We start from the raw sequence: 23,123 nt of genomic DNA, 5'->3' as shown, positions 1-23,123 counted from the left end.
CTGCCGGCCGCAACCTCCTTTACCGTATTCAGCGATTCCACTTCCAGTGCCACGTCCAGCGAGATGCCGCGCTGGCGCGCGTGCTGGCCGAGAATCGAGCGCAGGCCATTGGGCGCCGGTGGCAGCCTTACGGCAAAGCCTGATCGCGTTCGACGCTGTCGGCGAGCGCGCGCAACAGGGCCGAGCCATCGCCGCGCCAGGCGCTGCCGTGCATGCAGGCGAGCGTTGTGGGCTGCAATGCAGCGAGACGTTCCAGCATTGCGCGGGCGTTCCTGGTGTGCGAGAAGTAGTCCATCTCGCGACGGAACGCCTCGCTCGGCTCGAGGATGTCGCTCTCGGTAAGCGGCGCAGGGTGCGAGCCGCCCTGCGTAAACAAGTCTCCACAGAGCAGCGTCGCCGTCGAGGTCTCCATGAGGAACCCGCACTCCCATGCATGCGGCAGATGCGGTGTATCCAGCCAGCGCACCCTGTGCTGCCCGAGCGAGATGGTCTCGCCATCATCCAGCGCGCGAGGTGGGCGGTCGGCATAGTCGCTCACCGAGACCATGGCCGCGATCTGGCCGCACAGTGGCTCAGCTTGCGGTGCGGCCGCGAGAAACGCGTTGAGCGCGCCGCACTCGTCAGCCTCGAAATGCGAGAAACCGACATAGCGCAGACGACTGACAGGCATGATCCGCTCGACGGCTTCGCTGACCACCGGAAACAGCCTGCGCAGACCGGTGTGAAATAACAGCGGCGCGTCGTCGTCGATCAGGTACTGGTTGAAAGAGAAACCACCAGCCCCGGGGATCTCGACCGGCGTGGAGATGCGATAGATGCGGTCCGCAATCTCGTCGATTGTTGTACCGCTCGAAAGGGACAGGGTCGCCATGGCGCGCTCCTTCTTGGGCAACTGACGTTTTCCAGGTTCGGCCAGCTCGTCGATGCACGTTCGACGATTGTCTACCATGTGGGTCCAGCGTCAAGGGAAGTATCAATGCGGGCGAAGCGGCGGCGCTTCGGCGCCGGCCTTTGCCGCGGAAGAGGCGGGGATTGCAGGCAATTCAGATGCGTTTGCTGAGCCAGCGTCCGTCAGCGGGCCGTCTTCCTCCTCCGCCGGTTTCCTGCCCGTGACCATGGCGAGCACCAGATTCTCTTTGTGCAGCCAGCTCATGAAGACCGCAGCGACGATATGGACGCCGACCAGCGCCATCAACACGTAGGCCAGGATGGCGTGGAAATCCTTGGGTCCGTCTTCTCCCCAGAACCTGTCCAGCCGCGATAGCCAACCGGTAAATGCCAGTGCCAGGATGAAGATCCACAGCGTCAGCATCATCATTGCGCCAGGCGGACTGTGGCTCAGGTAGCGGGGCGGGCGCCCGGCGGCGGCGGCCCTGGCATAGGCCAGTATGCCGCGAGGGGTGGGTACCCACGCGCGGAAATTCCCCGCGCCCGGACCTGCGACACCCCACACCATGCGGACCAGCACCAGGCATGCGGCCGCGTAGCCGAGATTACGGTGCAGCGGCCCGCCGGAATCCTCGTACAGGTCCCAAAGCACCAGTGCCGCTACGCTCCAGTGTGTAATGCGGACGATGGGATCCCAGACCAGGATGGACCGGCGCGCAGGCTGCATGGTGCGGCAGGGCTGGGACGACGACGGAATCTCGTGTTGCTACTTCCCGATTTCCGACTTGACTATGTCCAGCGTCTTGGTGTCGAAATAGACCTCGGCTTTTTTCCCATCCTTGTTCGTGCCGTAGATCTCGTAGCAATTTCCGTCAACCTTGAATTTCTTGATGTGGTAGCCCTGCGCCTCGATCTTGGCGCGGGCATCGCTCTCCTTCATCCATTCGCCCTTCGGATGCGCGGGACATTTCGCGCTGGCCAGTACTGAACCGGACACCAGGATCATTGCCATCAGCGCACCAAGTCTCAGCATGGGAGTCTCCGTATCGAGGGAGTCTTGAGCATAGTGCACGCGAGAATCATTCGCAATCCGCAGGAGATGTGGCGGCAGCAGTAGCCAGACCATCTTTTGTAAAGACTCTCGCCACACCTAAACTGGTGCCATCACATCCATCTCGGCGCGACTTCGCGAAATCCGGGGTCATTCCATGGAGGGACGAATCATGCACACTGTTGTCAGGACTTATGCCGGAAGCGGGGCCAAGGCGCTATATGACCTGCTGGAAAAGCGGACTTCGGAAGTCGAATCGCTGATGCGTTCGGTTCAGGGCTTTGTAAGCTATACGCTGGTGCGAACCGCCGATGGCGGATTCTCCGTCACGACCTGCAATGACAAGGCGGGCGCGGATGAAAGCGTCAAGAAGGCCAGGGACTGGATCGCCGAGAACGCGGCCGATACCGGCGCAAGCGCGCCGACGATTGCCGAAGGAACCGTTATCCTGCACGTCAAATAGGCGCTGCATGCAAGCAGGGCGGGTCGCAAGTGAGCGGGGCGGGTCGTGCAAGGAACCGGATCGATTTATCGATCGGATTCAGCGCAAGCCTTGGCGCGCAGCCATTTCGATCCGCCGCTGCGCCCGCCCAACCGGAAGAACAACATGGCCAAGCTTGTCGCACTGTACAAAATGCCCGCCGACAAGGCAGCGTTTGACTCGCACTACTTCTCCAAGCACATTCCGATTGCCAGGAAGATGCCCGGCTTGAAAGCTTACGAGGTCAGCAGCAGCCCGGTGGAGACGCCGGCCGGGCAATCACCTTTCCATCTGGTAGCGTTGCTTACCTTCGATTCCCTTGACGCAATGCAACAGGCTCTCGCTTCGCCAGAGGGCGCCGCGACCGCGGCCGACCTGGCGAATTTTGCACAGGCGGGCGTGGATCTTCTGGTCTTCGACACCAAAGAGGTGTAGTGCCTGTCAGGCGCTCTCGATCTGTTTGCGCAATGTCGCGAAACGCTCTTGTGCATCGTCTCCCAACAAAGGATCGGAGCCGTCCGGAACGGTGGTCGAGACTTCTGCCCAATCTTCTTCGGTCAGTCGTTGCGCTGCACGCGGCATGACCTGTTTTTCCTCAGTGGAGAGATGATTGCGATAGTAGGCAAGGTACATGGCGGCGGCGGCCTCGAGCGCCGTCCGCGACGTAATGACCTCGCTTTCTGCTTCACGGAGCCGGCCGAGCAGTTCCTCGCCCACCGCGGCGATGACGCGATGCTCTTGCAGAAGCCGACTGACCACAATGTCCATATCCGGAGATCGCTCGACGAGCAGGGCGTATGCAACATCCTCGCGAGGGTGGTGAACGCGATCGCCATAGCTGCGCAGGTAATCGATGATCGTGCCCATCAGGCCATAGTTTGGCTGCTCGTCCCGGTAAAAGGCGTTCACCTGCTCTTCCAGCAGGTCAAGTAGTGCGGCGAAATTGATGTGGTCGGAATGCCAGACGGCAAGCTGGTTGGCCATGGCGCCCTCCAGGGAAACTGGTCACTGGGAAGTTGCGTCCAGATTCATCGGAACTGCAACAGTTCAGTAACAATAGTCTTCCCTCACAGCGTGGGCCTGATCTAGGTCAAAGATTCCTGTTCAATCCCGCGTGCCACCAGCTCAGGACCAGAATGCCGTCGTGGCGCAGGCGGAGGCGGTCAATGCGGGGCAGAGTGCAAGGTTTTCCCGGGTCGGATAGCCAGCAGCCGCTTGAAAGCCAGGCTTCTTGCAGTGCGGGCCTGGGCCGGCTTCTCGTCAAGGATGGCTACAAGAAGCAAGCCAAGTGACGGGCTGAAGATCATCGAGAAAGTCATCCAGGCCGCACCGGAGCGCCCCAGCCAGTTGGCAAAAAAACCAACCAGAACGGAAAAAATCAACCAGCAGGCAATGGCGAACATGACGAAGACTCGCAAGATGGGGATTAAGGGACGCCGCGCGTGCTGGCTGGCGTGCCAGCCTTATCGGCCATGCCTTCCCATCCGCCCGTTGATGTGGTTATACCGACAACCGATGTCCTGTCGTTGCCGAACCGGCGTATTGCGCGTATCGCGTAATAAGGAAGGGTGCTAGCAGTATGTGAAATCGCCGCGCTTGCATTTGACTGCGCGGGACAAAAACTTTGCTATTCGGGACAATCAGGGTAAGTGTTGAGCCGACGGGTGCAACCGCGAATTACCAGTGCGCGGACGCCTGTGGCTCATCCCGGCAGGAAGAAGAAGGTGAGGGCCAGCGCAAAATAGACCATCAGAAGCTGCGTGCCCTTGAACCAGTCGGCCCGGCCGTCGCTTGCCATTTGCGCCGTGACCAGCACGGACAGGATCACGATGAGCACCAGCGCTGGACGAAAGGCCAGGTCCATCGGGGCCGGACCGAGAAAATGGCTGACGAGCACCAGGAGTGGCGCGACAAACAATGCCACCTGGACGCTTGATCCGACTGCAATGGAAAACGACAGGTCCATGCGATTTCTCATGGCCGCGGTAATGGCCGACGCATGTTCTGCTGCATTGCCCAGGATTGCCACGACGAACGCGCCGACAAAGATGTCGCTGAGGGCGTAGGCATGCATCATGGGGCCAATCGCGCCCACCATGATTTCGCTCATCCACGCCGTCCCTACGGTGGCTGCCGCCAGTATCGCTACCGCGCGGGCGGCGTTGGCAGGTGGCTTGTCCTGCGTGTGTTCTGTCGCCGCCATCCCGGCTTCGTGCGCGCTGCGGAACAGCGCAGGGTGCGTGACCAGGGAGAACAACAGATACAGCGCGTAGATGACAAGCAGTGCTATGGAGATCCAGACGCTGAGCCGGTACAGCACCGCTGATCCGTCCGCTACGGCTTCGAAGCTGGCTGGAAGGATCAGCGCGATCGCCGACAGTATGAGCATGGTCGCCTGCGAACGCGCACCGCGCGGGTTGAAATGTTGCTCGGAATAGCGAATTCCCCCCGCGAGCATTGCAGCGCCGAACACCAGCAGCAAGTTGCCGACAATGGAGCCGACGATGGAGGCTTCCACGACCTGATGGAGGCCGGCACGCAAGGCGACCAGGGCAATGATCAGCTCCGCCGCATTGCCAAACGTCGCATTGAGCAATCCACCGACCGCCTCGCCCAGGCGCTCCGCCAACTGCTCGGTGGCATGTCCCATCCGTCCTGCAAGGGGCAGGATGGCTATGGCAGAAGTCAGGAAAATAAGGAGATGCTGACTGGCCGCGAGGAATTCCAGGGCAATCGCGATCGGCACGAATACGAGAAGCCAGTTCATCCACATGGGTCGCTCCTTGGGCGAGTGCGGGAGGGACGTGCGCAACTATCGTTCGCAACGCGCTGAGGAATCGAGTGCGCAAGTCCGCGATTAACGCGTCAGGACCGGGGAGAGCGGTTGCGGCCGAGGATCATTCGTGCCTGGCGATAAAGCCCTCGATGGTGTCGTGCAGCAGGTTCGGCTTCTCGAGGAAGATGAAGTGGCCACCGTCCAGCATGACAAGCTCGGCCCCGGGAATCCGCGCCGCAATCTCCGCTGAGAAATAGGGCGGGGCGCAGAAGTCGCGCTCGCCCACCACTACCAGCGTCGGTGTCGAGATGGAAGAAAGGTCCTCGAAGGCGTCATGGCCAACGATCATCTCGATCCGGGCAAAGGCGATCTCTGGTTCAAACTTGCCAGCCGCTGTGGCATCGACCCATGCCTGCACCTGCTGCGGGTGTTCGCGCATGAATCGCGCATCGAACAGAAACAGTGCGTTGGCCTCCGTTGAGGCGCGCAGGCCGGAATCCACCAGCATGCGTTGCCGCATGGCGAACTGGCGACGGTAGAACGCGTCCGCTCGGGCAATCGAGGAGACAATGGTCGCGCTGCGCAACAGTTCGCGGTGGCGGATCGCCAGGAGCTGCGCGATGGCGCCTCCGGTTGAAGAACCGACGACGTGGACGGGTCCGCATCCGACAGCCTCGATGACCCGCGCCATGTCGCGGGCGTGTTGCGGGATCGTCATGTCGCGGGCAATGTGCCCGGACGCACCGGTGCCCCGGTGGTCCGGAATGATCACCTGGTGCCGCGCGGCGAACAGATCGATCTGTGGCCCCCAGGACGCGCCCACTCCCGCAAGCCCCGCCAGCAAAAGAACGGTTGAACCCTGACCCTTGATCTCGTAGTGGATGCAGACACCGTCTGACGTTACGTTTGGCATGTTGCTTCTCCGCTTTGGGCAGTGCGAAGGAGAAGTCGAACGGGTCGGGGACCGAGCCGTTGAGGTGAACGATAGCGTTAGCGCAGCAACTCCTTAGGCAGGGGCTGTGCGAAAACATACCTAATTGGTATAGGCGGATCGCCTTCTTCTTCAAAGACCTCGTGCATGGCGCAAGGCACGTGGGCCGACCACCCGGTAATAAGGGCTGGCCAGGGTGGCGCTTGGCGCGCGCGCACTCCATACTAGGAACGGTGCCCTCCTTTAAGGACCAGAGGCGCAAGAACGCCCGTTTTGAGCAAGCGTGAAGGGCGCCCAAACGGCTAAGGGGCCAGGGCTAGATATGAAAGCGCTAAACGTGCTTCTCGGCATATCCATGGCGGCGGGCTTTGCGCCTCACGCCGGCGCCGCTGGATGCCAATACGATATGCAGTGCAAAGGGGAGCGAATCTGCGAGAACAGTCAGTGTGTCTCTCCCGGCGCACAGGACCGGAACGTCGAGCAGGCCATCAAGGCGCCCACGGCCCCAAGGAGCTTCCCGAAGCCGGAGCAACCCAGCCGGATTTCCCCTGCCACGAGGAGTTTTCCGCCGCCTGCGCCAGCCCCCAGGGCCGCGCAGGTGACGAGAAGCGTTCCAGCCCCTGAGCAATCCGTGCCGGCCGAACGATCCGCGATGGCCTCGCCGGCAGCGGGAAATTCGGCGAATTCCCCAGCGCCTTCGACCGGGTTTCGTTCCTGTTGCACCAAGGTCGGAAAATTTCCCATCGATCCGGAAGCGAGCGCGGATGGCCCCCTCAAGCCAGGCGATACGTGTTATGGGATAACCAGTTACGGGACGCCGCTCCCTGGCACGCCCTGTAATTGAAAGGATGCGCGCCCTGTCCAAGTGAACGGCATCGCAGCAGCATGCGATCGGATGACAGGCTGTGCCCGAGCCGGGAAAGGAGCGTGTCATGTCCGTAGCACTTCGATTCTCGGTTTGCCAGTGCTTCGTCGCCTGCTGCCTTGCCCTCGCAGCCTGCGGAGGAGGCGGGGAAGACGAGGGCAATGACGGTGCGGGCGGCATGGGCACCGGCTCGCTGGCCATTTCCATCTTCGGCCTGCCGTCGGGGACGTCGGCGGACATTACGGTATTAGGCCCCGGCGAGTTCCGCCAGACCGTGACCCAGCCGACCACGCTGTCCAACCTGGCTCCTGGCAGCTATACCGTCAGTGCCGCCAACGTACTGACGGGCGGCGCGCTCCGCAAGCCGCAGCCGCCCTCGCAGACGGTAGGGGTGGCCGCGGGCACCCGTGCCGTGGCCACCGTGGCTTACGAGGAAACCTAGCGGTGGACGCTGGCCCAGGTCGCCGGCGGATTTCACGCACCAGCCCGCACCAGCCGCCCTGGCGCTATGCCGCCTTCACGGCCGTTGCTTCCCGCGTGCCGTCCGCCGCCTCGCGCTGCAGCGCGGAGGCGCGCTGCACCAGCTTGCTGAGGCTGGGATTCATCGGCTTGAGCTCCATGCGCTCGGCCGCCAGCGCGCAGGCCAGGTTGGCGCGTTCGCCGCGCAGCGCCGCCTCGATCAGGGTCAGGTTGATGAGGTCGCGCTGGGCATGGCTGCCGCCGAAGCGGTGTGCGATCTGGCGTACCGGCATCAGCAGCTCGATGGTGCGATCGAAGTCGCGCCGCGAGAAGGCGACCAGCGCCTCGGTCACCGGCAGGCCGACCTCGCGCGTCATCATCGCGTTGCATCCGCCTGCGGCCGCCGCGCCGCGCATGCCGGCGAGCAGGGCGGCGAGCGCATCATCGCGCCCGGCGCACAGGAAGGCCATCGCCGCATGGGTGTCGTTGAAGGCGTAATAGCCTTGCGCGCCGCGGGTTTGCCAGGTGTCGGCCAGCTCGTTCCAGCGCGAGCCTGCGTCGATGCCGCGCAGGTGCAGGCGCCACAGCATGGCGCAGGCATCGATCAGTTCCAGAGCGACCGAAGACTGGTTCTCGCGAATGTGGGCGTCGTAGATGTCCAGCACCTGCCTGGCATGGCCGAGTTCCAGGTGGAACAGCGCCAGGTGCCACCAGTTGTGCACGGCCATCATATTGTCCTGCGACCAGTCCCCGGCACGCCCGCTCAGCCAGTCGATGCCTTCGTCCTGGCGGCCTTGCATTTCCATCACGTGGGCAACGGCGTGGATCGCCCAGGGATCGCGCGGGTTCAGTTCCAGCGCGAAGCGGCCGCGTTCCTCGGCCTGCTCGTAGCGGTGCGTTTCCTCGAGGCCGAAGGCATGCATGCCGAGCACATAGCCGAAGCCCGGCACGCGGGTGTTCCAGTGGGGCAGCACCTGGGCGATGCGGTCGCGCAGCAGGGTGGACTGCCCCAGCAGGAAATCCCCGATATGGGCAACCTGCAGCGCCAGGCTGTCGCGCGGGTAGTCGATCACGATGTCGCCGTAGAGCTGGATCGAGCGTGTGAAGTGCCCGTCCAGCCAGGCGCGCGCCGCGGCGATATGCCGGCGCTCGCGCTCGTTCGCGCCGGCGGACAGCGCTTCGCCTGCTTCGACGCTTTCCCGCAGCAGCGGCGCTACCGTGCCGTCGCCGGCGGTGATCATCATCCCGGCGCGCAGCGCATGCCCCATCACGAAGCCGGGGTCTTCCGCCAAGGCATGATCGAGCACCGTGAGTGGGTCGCCGTAGTAGCCGTGCAGCAGTTCCAGCGCCGCCTCGAAGCGCTCGATCGAGCTGGCGTTGGTGCTTGAGACCGAAACACTCCGCGAATCAGTATGTGCCATGACGCAATCCTTCCAGTGTGATGGAGACAGCCCTTGTCTCGATAACCAGCCCGTTCTTGCGCGCTGCGGTGGTGCCACGCGCCCCCGGGGTTGTGCTGATACTAGGCAGGGGCCGTGAAGGGGGCCGGCGGTCCGGCGTGAAAGAATCGTGAAAGTTGCCGCGCGCCGGAAAGTAACGGCCAGCTGGCTTTGCGGCCGGGGGCGCGGCGTAGTCCTTTGCCGTGGCCTATAAAGGATGGGCTCGCCAGTTTCCCTCCCATGACCCGCGCCCGTCTCGACCTGTTCGGCGGTTTCCAGCTCAGTACCGCCGACGGCACGCCGATTCCGCTGACGGCGCGCAAGGCGCGCGCCGTGCTGGCTTACCTCGCCCTGCAGGGCCGTGCCCAGCCGCGCGACAAGCTTGCCGCGCTGTGCTGGGCGGAAAGCAATGCCGAGCAGGCGCGCAGCAGCCTGCGACAGGCGCTGAGCGCGGCCCGCCGCGCGCTCGACGAGGCGGGCACGCATGGCCAGCACGTGGTGCTGGCCGAAGGCGACTGCGTGATGCTGGGCGAGATCTCGGTCGACGTGTGCGAGTTCGAGCAGTGTGCCCGTGAAGCCACGCCGGCATCTCTGGCCCGCGCTGCGGACCTGTACCGTGGCGATTTGCTGGAAGGATTCCATGCCGCCGCGCCGGCCTTCGACCACTGGCTGGCGATCGAACGCGAGCGCCTGCGTGGCATGGCGCTGGGCGCCCTGGCGAAGTTGCTGGCGCACCAAGAGCAGGCCGGCGCGACCGACCTTGCCATCGCCAGTGCCACGCGCCTGCTTGCGCTGGACCCGCTGCAGGAAGGGGTGCACCGGGCGCTGATCCGACTCTATGAGCGGCAGGGCAGGCAGGCCCTCGCGCTCAAGCAATACCGGCTGTGCCGGGCGGCGTTGCAGCGCGAGCTCGGTGTGTCGCCCGAGCCCGAGACCGATGCGCTGTACCAGGCCATCCTGCGCGCGCGGCGCGAGCCGGCGTCAGGCAGCCTGGGCGGTGACGGCGACGTCGGGCAAACGGACAAACCGGACGCGGTTTCCGCCGCTGCCACGCTGGCGGCCGCGCTGACACCCGAGCCGCAACTGCGCCACGCGGTGGTGCTGGTGGCCAGCCTGCAGGAGGGCTGCGCCAGCGCGCCGGAGCCTGAGCAGCTGCACCAGGCGCTGACGTGCTGGCGCCAGCAGGCCCGCGCCCTGGCGGATGCCTGTGGCGGCCACATTACCGATGAGATCGGCACCCGGCTGACCATCGTGTTCGGGGTTCCGGTGGCCCACGGCAACGACGCCGAGCGCGCGCTGCATACCGCCGGGGCGCTGCATGCCGCGTTGGCGGGGTTGGCCGGTGCCGCCGGGTCGCGGCTGCAGGCCCGCGTCGGCCTGGCAAGCGGGCAGGTGCTGGCGGCCTATGGCGGCAGCGGCATGACGCTGACCGGCGGCCCGGTCGGCGTGGCCTTGCAAGCGATGGAAGCCGCCGAGGCTGGCGGCACGATGGTGTCCAACCGGGTCTACCAGGCGCTGCCCGGACGCCTCGAAGCCGACTGCGCGGCCCGCGCCGTGCTGCCCGGCGTAGCCGAGCCGATCCCGCTTTGGCGCGTGCGGCGTTTCCTGGGGGTGGAGCAGGCGCCGGCCGAGCATGCCTTCGTTGGCAGGCACGCGGAACTGGCCCAGTTGGCCGGTGTGGCGGACAGCTGCCTGCGCTCGGGTCATGGCCGCGTCGTATTGATCCGCGGCGAGGCCGGCATCGGCAAGAGCCGGCTGGCCGGACGCTTTGTCGCGCTGGCGCGCGAGCGCGGCCTGGAGGCACACCGGGTCCTGGTGCTTGATTTCGGTGCCGGCAGCGGCGGCGATCCCATGCGCATGCTCGCGCACAGCCTGACGGGCGCCGCGCGGGGTTTGGGCGATGGGGGCGATGGCGGCAACGCGGCTGCCATCGAAGGCACGCTCACCGCCTGGCAGCTTGCCGAGCAGGACCTGATGTTCGCGCGCGACATGCTCGAGCTGCCCCAGTCCCCCGATCACGCCGCCGCGCTGGCCGCGATGGATCCCGCCAGCCGGCAGCGTGGCGCGCAGCGGCTGATGGTGACGCTGGCCACCCGGCGCAGCGCCGCGCGAGCATTGCTGATCGTGGTCGAAGACGTGCACTGGGCCGAGCGCACGGTGCTCGATTGCCTGGCGCAGCTGGCGGCCGCAACGCGCGGCCATGCGCTGGTCCTGGTGCTGACCGTGCGCCCCGAGCACGACCCGGTCGATGCGGCCTGGCGCGCGACCAGCCAGGGTGCGCCGCTGACCACCATCGACCTCGGCCCGCTCGACGATGCCGAAGCGCACGAACTGGCCGCCTGCTACCGGCAGGTCGATCCGGCAGTCGCCACTTCCTGCATCCGCCGGGCCGAAGGGAATCCGCTGTTCCTCGACCAGCTGCTGCGCGGCGCCGAGGCGGGCGCGGAAGCTGGCATGGAAGAGCTCCCCGGAACGCTGCAGAGCATCGTGCTGGCGCGGCTGGACCGTTTTTCCACCGCCGACCGGCAGGCGCTGCAGGCCGCTGCCGTGCTGGGCCAGCGCTTCAGCCCCGCCGCGCTGCGGCACCTGATCGAGGACCCCGCCTATGCATGCGAGCGCCTGGTCATGGCCGCCATGACGCGGCCGGAAGGCGAGGACTACCTGTTCATGCACGCGCTGATCCATGAGGCGGTGTACGCGTCGCTGCTCAAGTCGCGCCGGCAGAACCTGCACCGGCGCGCGGCCGGCTGGTACGAGGGCAGGGACCCGGCGCTGATGGCGGAGCATCTGGATGCCGCGGGCGATCCCGGCGCGCCCGAGGCCTATGCCGCCGCGGCACGGCATGAGGCGGCGCACTTCCGCGGCGAGCGCGCGCTGCGCCTGGTGGAGCGCGCGCAGCGGCTGCACAGCGATGTCGCGTGCCGGCATGCGCTTGCCTGCCTGCATGGCGAACTGGCGCTGGACCTGGGCCTGGCCGCGCAATCCCTGCAAGCGTTCCGGCAGGCCCAGCCGCTTGCGAGCGGGGCGGCGCAGCAGGCCCGGGGCTGGCAGGGCACGGCGGCTGCCTTGCGCCTGCTCGACCGGCATGACGAGGCCCTGTCAGCGCTGCGCGAGGCCGAGCAGGCCGCCGCCGGGCTGGGCTAGTCCGAGCAGCTGGCCGAGATCGAATCGCTGCGCGGCAATCTTTATTTCCCGATGGGCGACATGGACCGGTGCCTGGCCGCCCACCAGCGCGCCCTCGGCCATGCGCGCGCGGCCGGATCGGTGCTGGGCGAGGCGCGCGCGCTCGGCGGCCTCGGCGATGCCTACTACCAGCAAGGCCGCATGATTACCGCCCATGCGCACTTTGTCCGCTGCGTCGGGCTGGCGCGGGCACACGGCTTTGTCCGCATCGAATGCGCCAACCTGCCGATGGTGGGCGCGGTCGAGCTGTTTCTCAACCAGCTCGATTCCGCGCGGGCCAGCTGCGAGCAAGGGCTGCGCCTGGCGCGGCGCATCGGCGATGCGCGCAGCGAGATGCTGGCCTACGACGTGATGACCTCCACCGCGCAGCTGGCCGGCGACTGGCCGCAGGCCGAAGCGCACGCGCGGCTCGCCCTGGCGCTGACGCGCCGGCTGGGCGCGCGGCGCTTCGAGGCCGAGGTGCTGGCGCGGCTTGGCCTCGCCCTCGGCGCGCTCGGCCAGATGCAGGAAGCCGAGGCACTGCTCGACGAGGCGCTGCAACTGAGCCACGCCAGCGGGCTGCGCTACTCCGGACCGACCGTGCTGGGCTTCCTGGCGCGCACCACACACGATCCAGACCGGCAGCTCGACGCCTTGCGTCAGGCCGAGGCGATCCTGGCGCAGGGCTGCGTCAGCCATTGCCACGTCGACCTGCTGGAAGCCGCGATCGACGTTTCCGTATCATTGCGGCGCTGGCAGGAAGCGGATCGGTACCTCGCGGCGCTGCAGGACTACATGCGGCCCGAGCCGTTTCCGTGGGGCGATTTCCTGATCCGCAGGGGCCGCGCGCTGGTCAGCGCCGGACAGGAAGAGGAGGGTGGCGGCACGCCGGCGCTGCGTGAAACCCTGCGCCAGCTCAGGGACGAGGCGCATGCGGCCGGCCTGCTCGCGTCCCTGGCGGCCATCGATGCCGCACTGAAGCGGCTCGCGGCAGGACGCAACTAGGCTGTCCCTAACAGGTATATTGTCGCTGGGGAGGGCGCCTCGCCCGATTGCCGGCCGGCAGTCGGAACCTCTACCCATTGACCTGCCACGCCGCCAAGAGCGCATGCACCATGCATTTGGGAAAATCGTACTCAATATCCGAGTTCACGTTCTGGTCGAGACGCCAACTCTATGCCTCGGTGGCGTGCGCATCGCTGCCGGTCTTTCTCTATCAGTTCGCCGGACTGAAATGGCTGTCGATCCCGGTCTCGGTGGTGGTGCTCCTGGGAACGGCCACTTCGTTCATCGTGGGCTTCAGGAACGTACAGACTTACAGCAGGGCCCTGGAGGCCCACCAGATCTGGACGGAGATTCTGAACGGCAGCCGGAGTCTTGGCGTGATGAGCCGGGAATTCCTGGCAGGCCAGGCGGGCGCCCGGGAACTGATCCTCCGGCATTGCGCCTGGCTGACGGCGCTGCGCTACCAGCTGAGGACCCCGAGGATCTGGGAAAGCGCGAGCAAGGCATCCAACGTGGAGTACCGCAAGTACTACCGCGTGCCGGAGTGGGAGACGCCATTGGAAGCGGCGCTCGCGCGGTACCTGTCCCAGTCCGAGCTCCACTCGCTGGCCCGGGCCGACAGCAAGACCAGCCAGCTGCTGGGAACGCAGTCAGCGACGATCAAGCGCTTCCTTGACGCCGGCGAGATCAGCAATGCCTTCTATCTGGAGCTGCTAGCGTCGATCCGGGGCTTCTTCGCGCAGCAAGGACGGGCGGAACGTATCAAGGACTATCCGTATCCCAGGCAATACGCGGTCATCAACAAGCTCTTTGTCCGCGCCTTTTGCCTGCTGCTGCCTTTTGGCATGCTTACGGAGTTCGAAAAGCTCAATGCCAGCGTTTCAGGGTTCATGCAGGGCCACATGATCTGGCTGGTCATTCCGTTCAGCACGATGATCCTGTGGATGTACCTCGCACTGGAGCAAGTGGGCGAAAGCACGGAAAACCCGTTCGAAGGAAATGCCAATGACGTGCCCATGGCGCAGATCTGCCAGAAGATCGAACGCGAACTCATGGGGATGATTGGCGAACAGAGCGATATCGCCAGGCCAGCGACAGAGCACGGTGTTGTCCTTTAGCGCTCCAGACGCCGGGCGTTGTCGCCTTCCTCAGGCTGCTGCGACAGTTCAGCCTTCACCTGCCTGACCTGGTCGTCAAGGCCCTTGAAATCGCTGGGCAAGCGCTCCGGCGCCTGCGCCAGCCCGGGAGGCAGCGTGTGCGCCGCCGGCGTGGCCGGCACCTACTGCTTGCCGAATGCGCGGACGAAAGTGGTCACCGCCGCGCGAGCCCAGAGGTCACGCTGTGCGGCCGAAGGGACCGAGCCAGGATGCGTCAGGCACTGCAGCTGGAGTTCCCCGCGAACGAGGTTCACGAATAGGCTGGCGGCGACATCGCGACCCACGGCGCTGAAGTCCGTCTCGCCGCGCCCGGCAGCCTCGTCCAGATGCGCCGCAACGATCTCGTTGAGAGTATTCGGCCCCGCGAGGTAGAACTTCCTCGCGAGTTCCGGGAAGCGGGGCGCGTCGGCCACAACGACCCTGAAAAGATCGAGGGCCGGAGCTGAAAGCACGATTTCGAGGTACGCCTGAGCGAGCGCCATCAGCACATGGTCCAGTCGCGTTGATTGGAACCGCAAGGCCCGGATGCTCGCGATGAAGCGCTCGCACTCGGCGTCGATGACCGCAATGAAGAGAGCTTCCTTGGTCGGGTAGTGCGAGTAGACGGTGGCCTTGGACACGCCGGCCGCCTGCTGAATCATGTCGGTTGTAGCCGCGCTGAAACCGTGGCCCAGGAAAACGGATCGGGCCGCGGCCATGACGACCGTGGCCTTGCCGCTGGGCGGCTCTGCCGCGCTCACAGCCGACAGCGCATCGTGTGTCGTTCTCCCGGCCCGGGAGATGCGTCGTTCGGAACTCTTCATTCGGGAACTCTTCATTTGCGGTGTCTGTCGGCAATGCGGCGATTTTCCATTGCCGGCACATTATAAACCGATCGGTACCATCTCGGGCTCGGAATTTTGTCAATCCAGTAAGAAAGCTTGCAAGAACCCTGATGACTGGCTACGATACCGATCGGTTTAGTAAGCTTGATTGGAGCTTGGAAATGCGATCACGAAGAGTCAGGCCGCAGCAGGCCTCAGGCCGTCGTTGGCGGGCGTTGCGCTATCCGGCGCTTGCGGCAGCATCGCTGCTGTGTTCAGGCGCGCAAGTTCCCGATGTCGCAGCGGCGGGCCAGCCATGAAGCCAGTCACTCCCGCCCCCCTTGCAGGCGCGCCGCTGGTGGTTGCCGCCATCGTGCTGTCGCTGGCCAACTTCATGGTGGTGCTGGACACGACGATCGCCAACGTCGCGATGCCGACCATCTCGGGCGACCTCGGTGTCTCGACCACCGAGGGCACCTGGATCATCACCGCTTATGCCGTGGCCGAGGCCATCACGGTGCCACTGACCGGATGGCTCGCCAGGCGCTTTGGCCAGGTGAGGCTCTTCACCTGGTCGGTCATTGCCTTCGTTGCCTTCTCGATCGCGTGCGGCCTGTCGACGTCCATGGGCGCGCTGGTGCTCTTTCGCGTCCTCCAGGGTCTCGCCGGCGGCCCGCTGATTCCGCTGTCGTCGACGCTGATGCTCGCGGTGTTCCCCAAAAACAAGGCGCACGTCGCGCTGGCGCTCTGGGGGATGATGACCGTCGTCGCGCCCATCTTCGGCCCCATCCTGGGCGGCCTGATCTCTGACAACTGGAGCTGGCCATGGGTCTTCTACATCAATATTGGCTTCGGGCTGATTGTGTTGCTGGGTGCGCGCCGCGCGATGCAGCCTTTCGAGACCACGCCCGAACGCAGCCGCATCGACGTCGTCGGGCTGGCGCTGCTGGTGACGTTCGTGACGGCGTTCCAGGTGATGATCGACAAGGGCCGCGAGCTCGATTGGTTCGAGTCCAATTTCATCGTCGGGAGTGCGGTCCTTGCTGTCATATCGCTGGTGGTGCTCGTCATCTGGGAGCTGACGGACGAGGCACCGGCTCTGGACTTGTCGGTCTTCAAGTCGCGCAACTGGCTTGGATCGACGCTATCGCTGAGCCTCATGTTCGGCATCTTTTTCGGGAACATCGTGCTGACGCCCCTTTGGTTGCAGCAGCAGATGGGCTACACCGCCACCTGGGCCGGCTACGCGACGGCGCCCATGGGCATCCTCGCCGTGGTGACAGCGCCGATCGTCGGTCGCTTGCTGCCGAAGGTGGATGCTCGTCTCATCGTCAGCGTGGGCATGGGTGTGCTCGCTGCGTCGTTTCTGATGCGCTCGCAATTCACGACGCAGGCCGACTACATGTCCGTGGCCATTTCGATGTTCGTGCTGGGGGCAGGGATCCCCGCCTGCATCATCAGCCTGACGTCGCTCGGCGTGTCGGACCTGCCGGACCACAAGGTCACGAGCGGCGCAGGTCTCCAGAACTTCCTGCGCCTCATGTCCTCGGCAGTGGGGGCGTCGCTGACTCAGACCTACTGGGAGCACATGGCGAAGTTCAACCGGGCCGAACTGGTGGGGGCAACGAATCCGTCGAACCTGGATGCGATCGCCGGGACTGCGCAACAGTTGCTCGGCTCAGAGACCGGAGCAGCCACCTTGCTCTCTCGTCAGGTGGATGCGCAGGCTGTGATGCTGGCGACGAATGACTTCTACGCTATGGCTACCGTGCTCATGGTCGCGTCGATACTCGTCGTGTGGTCGGTCAAGCGTCCGAAGGGGCCGCTCAAGACCGTGACGCACTGAGTCACGGACGCTCGCGACGCAGGCAATTGGTGTTGTTCGGGCAACACTGTGTGTTGCGACGGAGCAGCCGGGGGCTGTCACCGAGATGCGACCATGAGAGCAGTCCATGCGTCGGCGACCGAAATCTGGGTTCTGCCGTGACTTCGAAGACAGGATCGGCTTTGGCATACGTTGGCATCAACGTACACGCTCGGCGTGCGCGCGATTCATTATTCCAATGCCGGCCTGAGAGCGCCGAACGACGGGCGTTTCCAGGCATCGGCCATGTGCGCCGGGACGGCAAGGGCTTTGCCTGGGTGCCCGCGGAATACAGCTTGCGACGCGCGGCAATTACGATGAAACGTCCGGACAGGCAGGCACCGTGAATTGAATGACGGCGCCGCGGGGAAGGTTCTCGCTGACCCACAAGCGGCCGCCATGCGCGTCGATGATCGAACGGCAGATCGACAGCCCCATCCCCAGACCGGTGGGCTTGGTGGTGTAGAAGGGCGCGAACACGCGCTCGGCGTCCTGCGGCTCGAAGCCCGGCCCCGAATCGCTCACTGTCACGAGCACGCAGCCGGTGTCGTGTATCCCTGTGCTGATGAGCAATTGCCGTATGCCGTCGCTGGCGCCGCTCATCGCCTCGAGCGCGTTGAGGATCAGATTGAGGAGCACTTGCTGCAGTTCGACCCGGTCTCCTTCGATGCATGACAAACCGTCAGCGAGCTGCACCTGCACCGAGGCGCCGACCTTCGTGGCTTCGCCACGGGTCAGCTCGATCACCTCGCGGATCGCCTCGTTGATGTCCACCGGTTCCATGCGCGGTGGCGCCTTCCTGATCAGCTGGCGGATCCGGCCGAGCACGTCACCCGCCCGATTGGCATCCTTGATGATACGGGTCAGCCCTTGCCCGACCTCATCGATGTCAGGCGGCTGGGCGCTCAGCCACCGCAGCGCAGCCTGGGCGTTGGTCAGCGTCGCGGCAATCGGCTGGTTGACTTCGTGGGCGATCGAGGCCGTGAGCTGCCCCATGGTCGCAACGCGGTTCGCGTGTGCCAGTTCGGACTGCACCTCGCGATAACGCTGCTCGCTCTCGCGTACTCTCTGCTCGGCCTGCTTGCGCTCGGTCAGGTCGAGCACGAACGCGACGCCTTCCTTGCAGCTGGGCTCGAACGTGGCCAGGCCGACGATGACTGGCACGCGGCTGCCATCCTTCCTGATGTACTCCTTCTCGAAGGGCCGGGCGCGCCCCGTCTGCCCGACTTCTGCCAGCGCCTGTTCGCTGCCCGGCAGCAGCTCCGGCGGCGTCAGGTCCCGCCAGCTCATGCGACCCGAGACCAGATCCTCGCGCGCGTATCCCACCATGCCGAGGAATGCATCATTGGCATCGAGTATGTCGCCGGCACCATTCCATACGATGATGCCGATAATGTTGGCGTCGACCAGGCGCCGGATTTTCGCTTCGCGTTCCGCGAGGTCGCGGTACAAGCGCGCATTTTCCAGCGAGATCGCGGCCTGCGATGCCACCAGCTTCAGCACGGCGATGCGGGCCGGGCTGAACACGCGCGCCGTCAGGTTGTTCTCGAGGTAGAGCGCACCGGTCAGCTTCGCCTGGTTCATCAGCGGCAGGCAGAGAATGGAACGTGCGCGATGCTGGCGGATATAAGGATCTGCGGCAAACGAAGGATCGGCCGCGGCATTGTCGAGAAAGACACTTTCGCCCGTGTGCAGCACATGGTAGAGGACCGACTCCGGCAGCATGTCCGCGCTCACCGGCAACTCGTGCAACAGCACCCGCGTTGCGTCGCTGCCGGTGGTCACTTCCGCCGCAATCCGTTGGTCGCGGCCATCGGACCGGATCAGCAGGCCGCGTTCGGCGCCGGCCTGCTCGATAGCCGTGCGCATGACCGTGTCGATCAGCTTTTCCAGCACGATTTCGCCTGAGGCGGCTTGCGATACCTTGATAACGGTCGCCAGGTCGAGGTGCTCGACGGGCGTTGCGATCGTGCTCGTCGGGCCGGGCACGGGCTCTGCCGTCCTGAGGCGCGGATGCATCTCCTCGAGTTGGCGCACCTTCCCGTCGGCGCCCCAACGCAGGTAGCAATGGCGGGCCTTGCTCAAATACAGATGCGCGATGTCCTCGAATTCACGCGCCGCGTAGAACCGCGCGGCCAGCTCGCTGGCAAGCGCCTCGTTGTGGACAAAGCCGCTTTCCTGCGCCGAGCGGATGGCCCGCTCGTAGTGCAGTTCGGCATCGACCACGCGGCCTTCGAGGCGGGCGATCTCGGCACCGACCAGCGCGGCGCGGTCCGCGAAATTCTCCGGACAGTGTTGCGCCCAGATTTGGAGCTGGCGGTGATGTCCGGCGATCGCTTCCAGGTGTTGCGGACGCTCGTCGACCGGAGCGGCGTCGCACCACGCCGCCCGGGCCAGCGCGCCGTAGAAGTGGTATTCGGCTTCCTCAAAGAACGCGGACGCGACCCGGAGCAGCTTTTGCGCCTTCGACGCGGCATCCACGGCCGTTGCAAAGTCGCCGGCGAGATAGCGGGCCTGCAATTTTCGCGTCCAGTAGAAGCACTCGGCCAGGACCAGGTCGGCGCTGCTGGCCAGATGGCTCTCGGTACGCAGCTCGTCGAACTGATCGTCGTCGAAACAGCCGAATTTCCGTGAGAAGCCGCGCAGCATGCGGACCAGCGCAAGCTGCGTGTCGATAAAATCAACGACCAGGCCGAACCGCACTTTCTCGGCGTAGGCCCGGCCGTGTTCGGCTTCACGTTGCACCTCGGGCAGCGGCTCGCCGGCGAAGATCAGGTCCGAGTTGAGGTTGTTGCCCGCAAAAGCGCCATACGCGAGGTCGCCGATCCGGTTAGCCGCGGCGAAAGCGCGGCGCAGCAGCTCACGGCAAGTCCGCACGGGCTTCAGCCAGCGCACGACAAAAATCGAGAAGCAGAGAAACGTCTTGGCCTCGAAGCGCCTGAGCCCACGCCGGTCGACCAGTTCGCAGCCGAGCAGGCCGAAGCGATATCCGGCCTGGTAGTCGCCGAAGCGCTGCCCGGCGACCCTGCCGACATTGGCGAAGAGCACGCAGGAAGCATCGCAGTTGCCCCGCTCGATGCTAAGGCTGACCGCCTTGCAGATCGTCAGGCACGCCAGGTTCACATCCGTCTGCACGGCCGGCGCGAAGAGCTTGCTCAGCGCCTCGACGGTGCCGAGCGACGCCGCATCCTCCATCAGCGGCAAATCGATCAGGTCCTCGATGGTCCGGTTGCCGAGCTGTGACCAGATACGATCGTATTCCTGTCGCACCTCGTCGTCGCTCGGATGGGGCGACCATTCGATGCCGGCATGCCGCAGGTAGGCCAGGCATACCGCGACCGCGCGGTCGCTGCGATCGAGCACCAGGTAGACATCCATTTGCAGGCACGCGACCAGCGCCTTTTCGACCATCGACGTGGCGCGCTCCGACAGCGCCGCCAGGCGCTCGTCCGCAACCGACAACTGTCCGGTCAGGAATTCGCACTCGGCACGATTCAGTGCCAGCGCAAAGCTCAGGCCATGGCGGTGCTCCCAGTGATCGTCGCCCAGCAGTTCCGCGCCGGTGACGAGATAGGTGAGGGCGGTGGCATAGGCCGTCGACGCCGTGGCGCGCTGCCCGGCGAGCAGATTGAACTCGGCCAGCTGCTCGCGTTCGTCCGGGTCGGTGATCAGCGCGGCGCCGCGATTGAGCTGGCCCACGATTTCGAAGATCGCCTCTTCGCGCTTCTCCGTGCGCGTCTGTGCGGCGAGCAGCCGCCCGATCCGCAGATGGGCCTCGGCGCGCGAGGCCTCCGGGATCTGGGAATAGGCGGCCTCATGAATTCGGTCGTGAATGAACTTGTAGGAGCCCTCCAGGCGCTCGACCAGCTCCTGGCGGATCGCCTCCCACAACGCCGCGTGGACCTGTGCTGCCGGCATGTCGAGAACCGTCGACAGTGTTGCGATCTCGGCGACGTTGCCAAGACAGGCAAGCTGTTGCATCGCCTGCTGCGTCTCGGCCGGCAGTCGGGTCAGCTTGCCGACCATCAGGTCCACGACGTTGTCGGTGTAGCCCTTGGCATGGATGCGGTCGGCATTCCAGCACCATTGCCTCGCGTCATGATCGAAGGTGAGCAAGTCTTCATCGACGAGCGCGTGCAGGAACTGGATCACGAAAAACGGGTTGCCGGCGGTCTTGTCATGCACCAGTTGCGCCAGCGGCTCGATGCGCCCCGGCTCGCAGTGCAGCGCCTCCGCAATCAGCTGCCGGATATGCTCGCTGGCGAGTGGCGCCAGCGTGATTTCTTCGATCTTGATGCCCGCGTTCTTGATGGACTGGAGCTTGCGCCTGAGCGGATGCGTGGCATCGACCTCGTTGTCACGGTAGGCGCCGATCAGCATCAGGTGGCGCAACTCCGAGCGGGTCAGCAGGTCTTCGAGCAGGTCGAGCGTCGCCGTGTCGAGCCACTGCAGATCGTCAAGGAAGAGCGCGAGCGGATGCTCCTCGCGCGCAAATACGCCGATAAAACGCCGGAACACGAGCAGGAAGCGGTGTTGCGCCTGTTGTGGCTCAAGCACGGGGACCGGTGAGGGCTCGCCGATGATGAGCTTCAGCTCGGGTATCAGGTCGGTCATGAGCCGGGCATTGGGCTCCAGCGCTTCCAGCAGCGCGGCGCGCCAGCTCGCCAGCTCGGTGTCGCGCTTGCCCAGCAGGGGCCGCACCAGGCCCTGGAATGCCTGCACCAGCGTCGAATAGGGGATGTCGCGCTTGTACTGGTCGAACTTGCCGGATGCGAAGATGCCCCGTGGCGGCACCAGCACCTTGTGCAGTTCATTGACGACCGAGGATTTGCCGACGCCGGAATAACCGGAGACGAGCACCAGCTCCGGCTTGCCGCTCTTCAGGGTCCGATCGAACGCTTCGAGCAGGATGCCGACCTCGCGCTCCCGGCCGTACAGCTTCTCGGGAATCAGCAGCCGGTCGCGCGTGCCGTGTTCGTCCAGCGGGAACGCTTCGAGGCGATGCTGACGCTCCCAGTCGGCCAGGCAGCGCCGCAGGTCATGCTCGACCCCGGCGGCGGTCTGGTAGCGCTCCTCGGCCGTCTTGGCCAGCAGCTTCATGACGATGTGCGAGACCGCTGGGGGAATGGATCCGACCCGTACGCTGGGCGGCACCGGCATTCTGGCGATATGGCAGTGCACCCATTCCATCGGGTCAGCGCCCGTAAACGGCAGCGTGCCGGTCAGCATCTGATAAAGCGTGACGCCAAACGCATAGAGATCGCTGCGCGAATCGATCGAGCGGTTCATTCGCCCGGTCTGCTCGGGCGCCATATAGGCGAGGGTGCCGGCGATGGTTTCGGGCGGCTCCGGTGCCTGCCGCTCGCGCGGCAGCCGGGAGGCGAGGCCGAACCCGGTGAGCCGCGCCTGCCCGTCAGCGCAATTCACCAGGATATGGGTGGGCTTGAGATCCTTGTGGACGAGGCCGCGCTGGTGGAGCTTGCATAGGGCCGTGGCGATGCCGGCCGCGAGCCGCAGGAATTCCCCGATTTCCATGGGCGCGCCGAGCAGCCGCGAGAGCGGCTCGCCGCAGGGGTCCTCGAGCACCAGCAGGGTCCGGCCGCCTTCGCGCACCAGCTCCAGCGGCCGCAACGCCCACGCGCCATCGAGTTCGTCCTTCAGGCCGAATTCGTGAGCGAGGCGATCAAGGCTGGCGGGTGGGGGATGCTCCATGGCAGGCCGTGCAAGCAGGACGCTGTGGTCGTCGCCCTCGCCATCGCGCCGCCCTCGGCAGAAGACGCGCTCGCCGTCCTCCCACAAGATTTGAAGGCTTAGGCTGCTAACCATCGGCGATCCACGTGAAGGGTTCATCTTGCAATCGGAATAGGGCTGCTGCCCAGCGTCGGGCTAAGAGGGCCCACATTCGTCCGCCACAACCAGGATGCGCGGGATGCGCAAAAAGCCATTTACATCACGGCGTTTCCGCAGCAGTAGGCATCTTACACCGCAGCGCCGCGGGGCCACCGGGATCGGGCTGGCGCGTCCGCAGTGACTCGCGGTTCGCCGGATGAGGCGCGCCTTGGCCAAGAAGGCTCCGGCAATGATTTAACATAATATACATTATGCGAATAAGAGATGTAGCGGCAAAGCGGTAATGTCCGGTTTTAGCAAAGCAGAAATGTCCGCCTGAGGCGCTCTTCATGGTATTCAGCCTGCCCGGTTGAACACGATGGAGACGCCAGAGGATGGCTAAATCCAAGGTC

Annotated in this window: 20 protein-coding genes; 8 read left to right on the top strand and 12 right to left on the bottom strand. The window is 65.1% G+C overall.

All coding sequences use genetic code 11. The features are described 5' to 3' along the window. Positions 1-127 precede the first annotated feature (127 nt). From VSR71_RS26900 to VSR71_RS26890, 3 genes are all read right to left on the bottom strand, one after another. A complete protein-coding gene (locus tag VSR71_RS26900; protein ID WP_342916815.1) occupies positions 128-871 on the bottom strand; it encodes an MBL fold metallo-hydrolase in 744 nt (247 codons plus the stop codon). Between the two features lie 102 nt (positions 872-973). Continuing rightward, on the bottom strand, positions 974-1,615 hold the full coding sequence (locus VSR71_RS26895; RefSeq protein ID WP_342916814.1) for a cytochrome b/b6 domain-containing protein: 642 nt from the start codon (positions 1,613-1,615) through the stop codon (positions 974-976). Between the two features lie 39 nt (positions 1,616-1,654). Then, positions 1,655-1,921, bottom strand: a complete 267-nt coding sequence (locus tag VSR71_RS26890) for a PepSY domain-containing protein (protein ID WP_342916813.1) — start codon at positions 1,919-1,921, stop codon at positions 1,655-1,657. Positions 1,922-2,111: 190 nt separating this feature from the next. On the opposite strand from VSR71_RS26890, the gene VSR71_RS26885 reads away from it, so the two are divergent. Further along, positions 2,112-2,402 carry a hypothetical protein gene (locus VSR71_RS26885; protein WP_342916903.1) on the top strand — a complete coding sequence of 97 codons (291 nt, stop codon included), beginning with the start codon at positions 2,112-2,114 and terminating at the stop codon, positions 2,400-2,402. A gap of 144 nt (positions 2,403-2,546) precedes the next feature. Beyond that, the gene (locus VSR71_RS26880; protein ID WP_342916902.1) at positions 2,547-2,855 is read left to right on the top strand and encodes an EthD family reductase; all 309 of its coding nucleotides are present in this window, start codon (positions 2,547-2,549) and stop codon (positions 2,853-2,855) included. Positions 2,856-2,861: 6 nt separating this feature from the next. Here the strand turns inward: VSR71_RS26880 and VSR71_RS26875 are convergent, their stop codons facing one another. From VSR71_RS26875 to VSR71_RS26860, 4 genes are all read right to left on the bottom strand, one after another. After that, entirely contained in the window at positions 2,862-3,404 is a 543-nt protein-coding gene (locus VSR71_RS26875) for a hemerythrin domain-containing protein (RefSeq protein WP_342916812.1), read from the bottom strand. A gap of 179 nt (positions 3,405-3,583) precedes the next feature. Further along, positions 3,584-3,823 carry a hypothetical protein gene (locus tag VSR71_RS26870; RefSeq protein ID WP_342916811.1) on the bottom strand — a complete coding sequence of 80 codons (240 nt, stop codon included), beginning with the start codon at positions 3,821-3,823 and terminating at the stop codon, positions 3,584-3,586. A gap of 299 nt (positions 3,824-4,122) precedes the next feature. After that, positions 4,123-5,193, bottom strand: coding sequence for a calcium/proton exchanger (gene cax, locus VSR71_RS26865; protein ID WP_342916810.1), 1,071 nt, complete (start codon positions 5,191-5,193; stop codon positions 4,123-4,125). Positions 5,194-5,317: 124 nt separating this feature from the next. Then, the gene (locus tag VSR71_RS26860) at positions 5,318-6,109 is read right to left on the bottom strand and encodes an alpha/beta hydrolase (RefSeq protein WP_342916809.1); all 792 of its coding nucleotides are present in this window, start codon (positions 6,107-6,109) and stop codon (positions 5,318-5,320) included. A 950-nt stretch (positions 6,110-7,059) separates the two neighbouring features. Between VSR71_RS26860 and VSR71_RS26855 the strand changes: the two genes are divergently transcribed. Then, on the top strand, positions 7,060-7,434 hold the full coding sequence (locus VSR71_RS26855) for a hypothetical protein (protein ID WP_342916808.1): 375 nt from the start codon (positions 7,060-7,062) through the stop codon (positions 7,432-7,434). 64 nt (positions 7,435-7,498) lie between these two features. Here VSR71_RS26855 and VSR71_RS26850 read toward each other — a convergent pair whose 3' ends face one another. Beyond that, positions 7,499-8,872, bottom strand: coding sequence for a tetratricopeptide repeat protein (locus VSR71_RS26850; protein WP_342916807.1), 1,374 nt, complete (start codon positions 8,870-8,872; stop codon positions 7,499-7,501). A gap of 258 nt (positions 8,873-9,130) precedes the next feature. On the opposite strand from VSR71_RS26850, the gene VSR71_RS26845 reads away from it, so the two are divergent. The 3 genes from VSR71_RS26845 (at position 9,131) to VSR71_RS26835 (ending at position 14,175) form a co-directional block, all read left to right on the top strand. Next, positions 9,131-12,034 (top strand): BTAD domain-containing putative transcriptional regulator, encoded by a 2,904-nt coding sequence (locus tag VSR71_RS26845; RefSeq protein WP_342916806.1) that lies wholly within the window; start codon positions 9,131-9,133, stop codon positions 12,032-12,034. Positions 12,035-12,043: 9 nt separating this feature from the next. Further along, positions 12,044-13,057: a tetratricopeptide repeat protein gene (locus VSR71_RS26840; RefSeq protein ID WP_342916901.1), complete on the top strand. Its 1,014-nt coding sequence runs from the start codon at positions 12,044-12,046 to the stop codon at positions 13,055-13,057. A gap of 110 nt (positions 13,058-13,167) precedes the next feature. After that, on the top strand, positions 13,168-14,175 hold the full coding sequence (locus VSR71_RS26835; protein WP_342916900.1) for a bestrophin family protein: 1,008 nt from the start codon (positions 13,168-13,170) through the stop codon (positions 14,173-14,175). Here VSR71_RS26835 and VSR71_RS26830 read toward each other — a convergent pair. Both VSR71_RS26830 and VSR71_RS26825 read right to left on the bottom strand, forming a co-directional pair. Next, positions 14,172-14,336 carry a hypothetical protein gene (locus VSR71_RS26830; RefSeq protein WP_342916805.1) on the bottom strand — a complete coding sequence of 55 codons (165 nt, stop codon included), beginning with the start codon at positions 14,334-14,336 and terminating at the stop codon, positions 14,172-14,174. The two genes, VSR71_RS26835 and VSR71_RS26830, sit on opposite strands and share 4 nt — an antisense overlap. Then, the gene (locus VSR71_RS26825) at positions 14,337-15,017 is read right to left on the bottom strand and encodes a TetR/AcrR family transcriptional regulator (RefSeq protein WP_342916804.1); all 681 of its coding nucleotides are present in this window, start codon (positions 15,015-15,017) and stop codon (positions 14,337-14,339) included. It lies immediately after the preceding gene. Between the two features lie 316 nt (positions 15,018-15,333). On the opposite strand from VSR71_RS26825, the gene VSR71_RS26820 reads away from it, so the two are divergent. Both VSR71_RS26820 and VSR71_RS35345 read left to right on the top strand, forming a co-directional pair. Next, positions 15,334-16,863, top strand: coding sequence for a DHA2 family efflux MFS transporter permease subunit (locus tag VSR71_RS26820; RefSeq protein ID WP_342916803.1), 1,530 nt, complete (start codon positions 15,334-15,336; stop codon positions 16,861-16,863). Positions 16,864-17,058: 195 nt separating this feature from the next. After that, entirely contained in the window at positions 17,059-17,202 is a 144-nt protein-coding gene (locus VSR71_RS35345) for a hypothetical protein (RefSeq protein WP_428979467.1), read from the top strand. On the opposite strand, the gene VSR71_RS26815 is transcribed toward VSR71_RS35345, so the two are convergent. Both VSR71_RS26815 and VSR71_RS26810 read right to left on the bottom strand, forming a co-directional pair. Next, positions 17,194-22,707 (bottom strand): trifunctional serine/threonine-protein kinase/ATP-binding protein/sensor histidine kinase, encoded by a 5,514-nt coding sequence (locus tag VSR71_RS26815; RefSeq protein WP_342916899.1) that lies wholly within the window; start codon positions 22,705-22,707, stop codon positions 17,194-17,196. The two genes, VSR71_RS35345 and VSR71_RS26815, sit on opposite strands and share 9 nt — an antisense overlap. Before the next feature lie 124 nt (positions 22,708-22,831). Further along, on the bottom strand, positions 22,832-23,123 hold a 292-nt coding region (locus tag VSR71_RS26810; RefSeq protein ID WP_342916802.1), incomplete at its 5' end, for a hypothetical protein.

Source organism: Cupriavidus oxalaticus (genome assembly GCF_038900635.1).
GTDB classification, from domain to species: domain Bacteria; phylum Pseudomonadota; class Gammaproteobacteria; order Burkholderiales; family Burkholderiaceae; genus Cupriavidus; species Cupriavidus oxalaticus_B.
The sequence above is the reverse complement of the archived record's forward strand: the minus strand, read 5'-3'. Positions and strand labels throughout refer to the sequence as shown.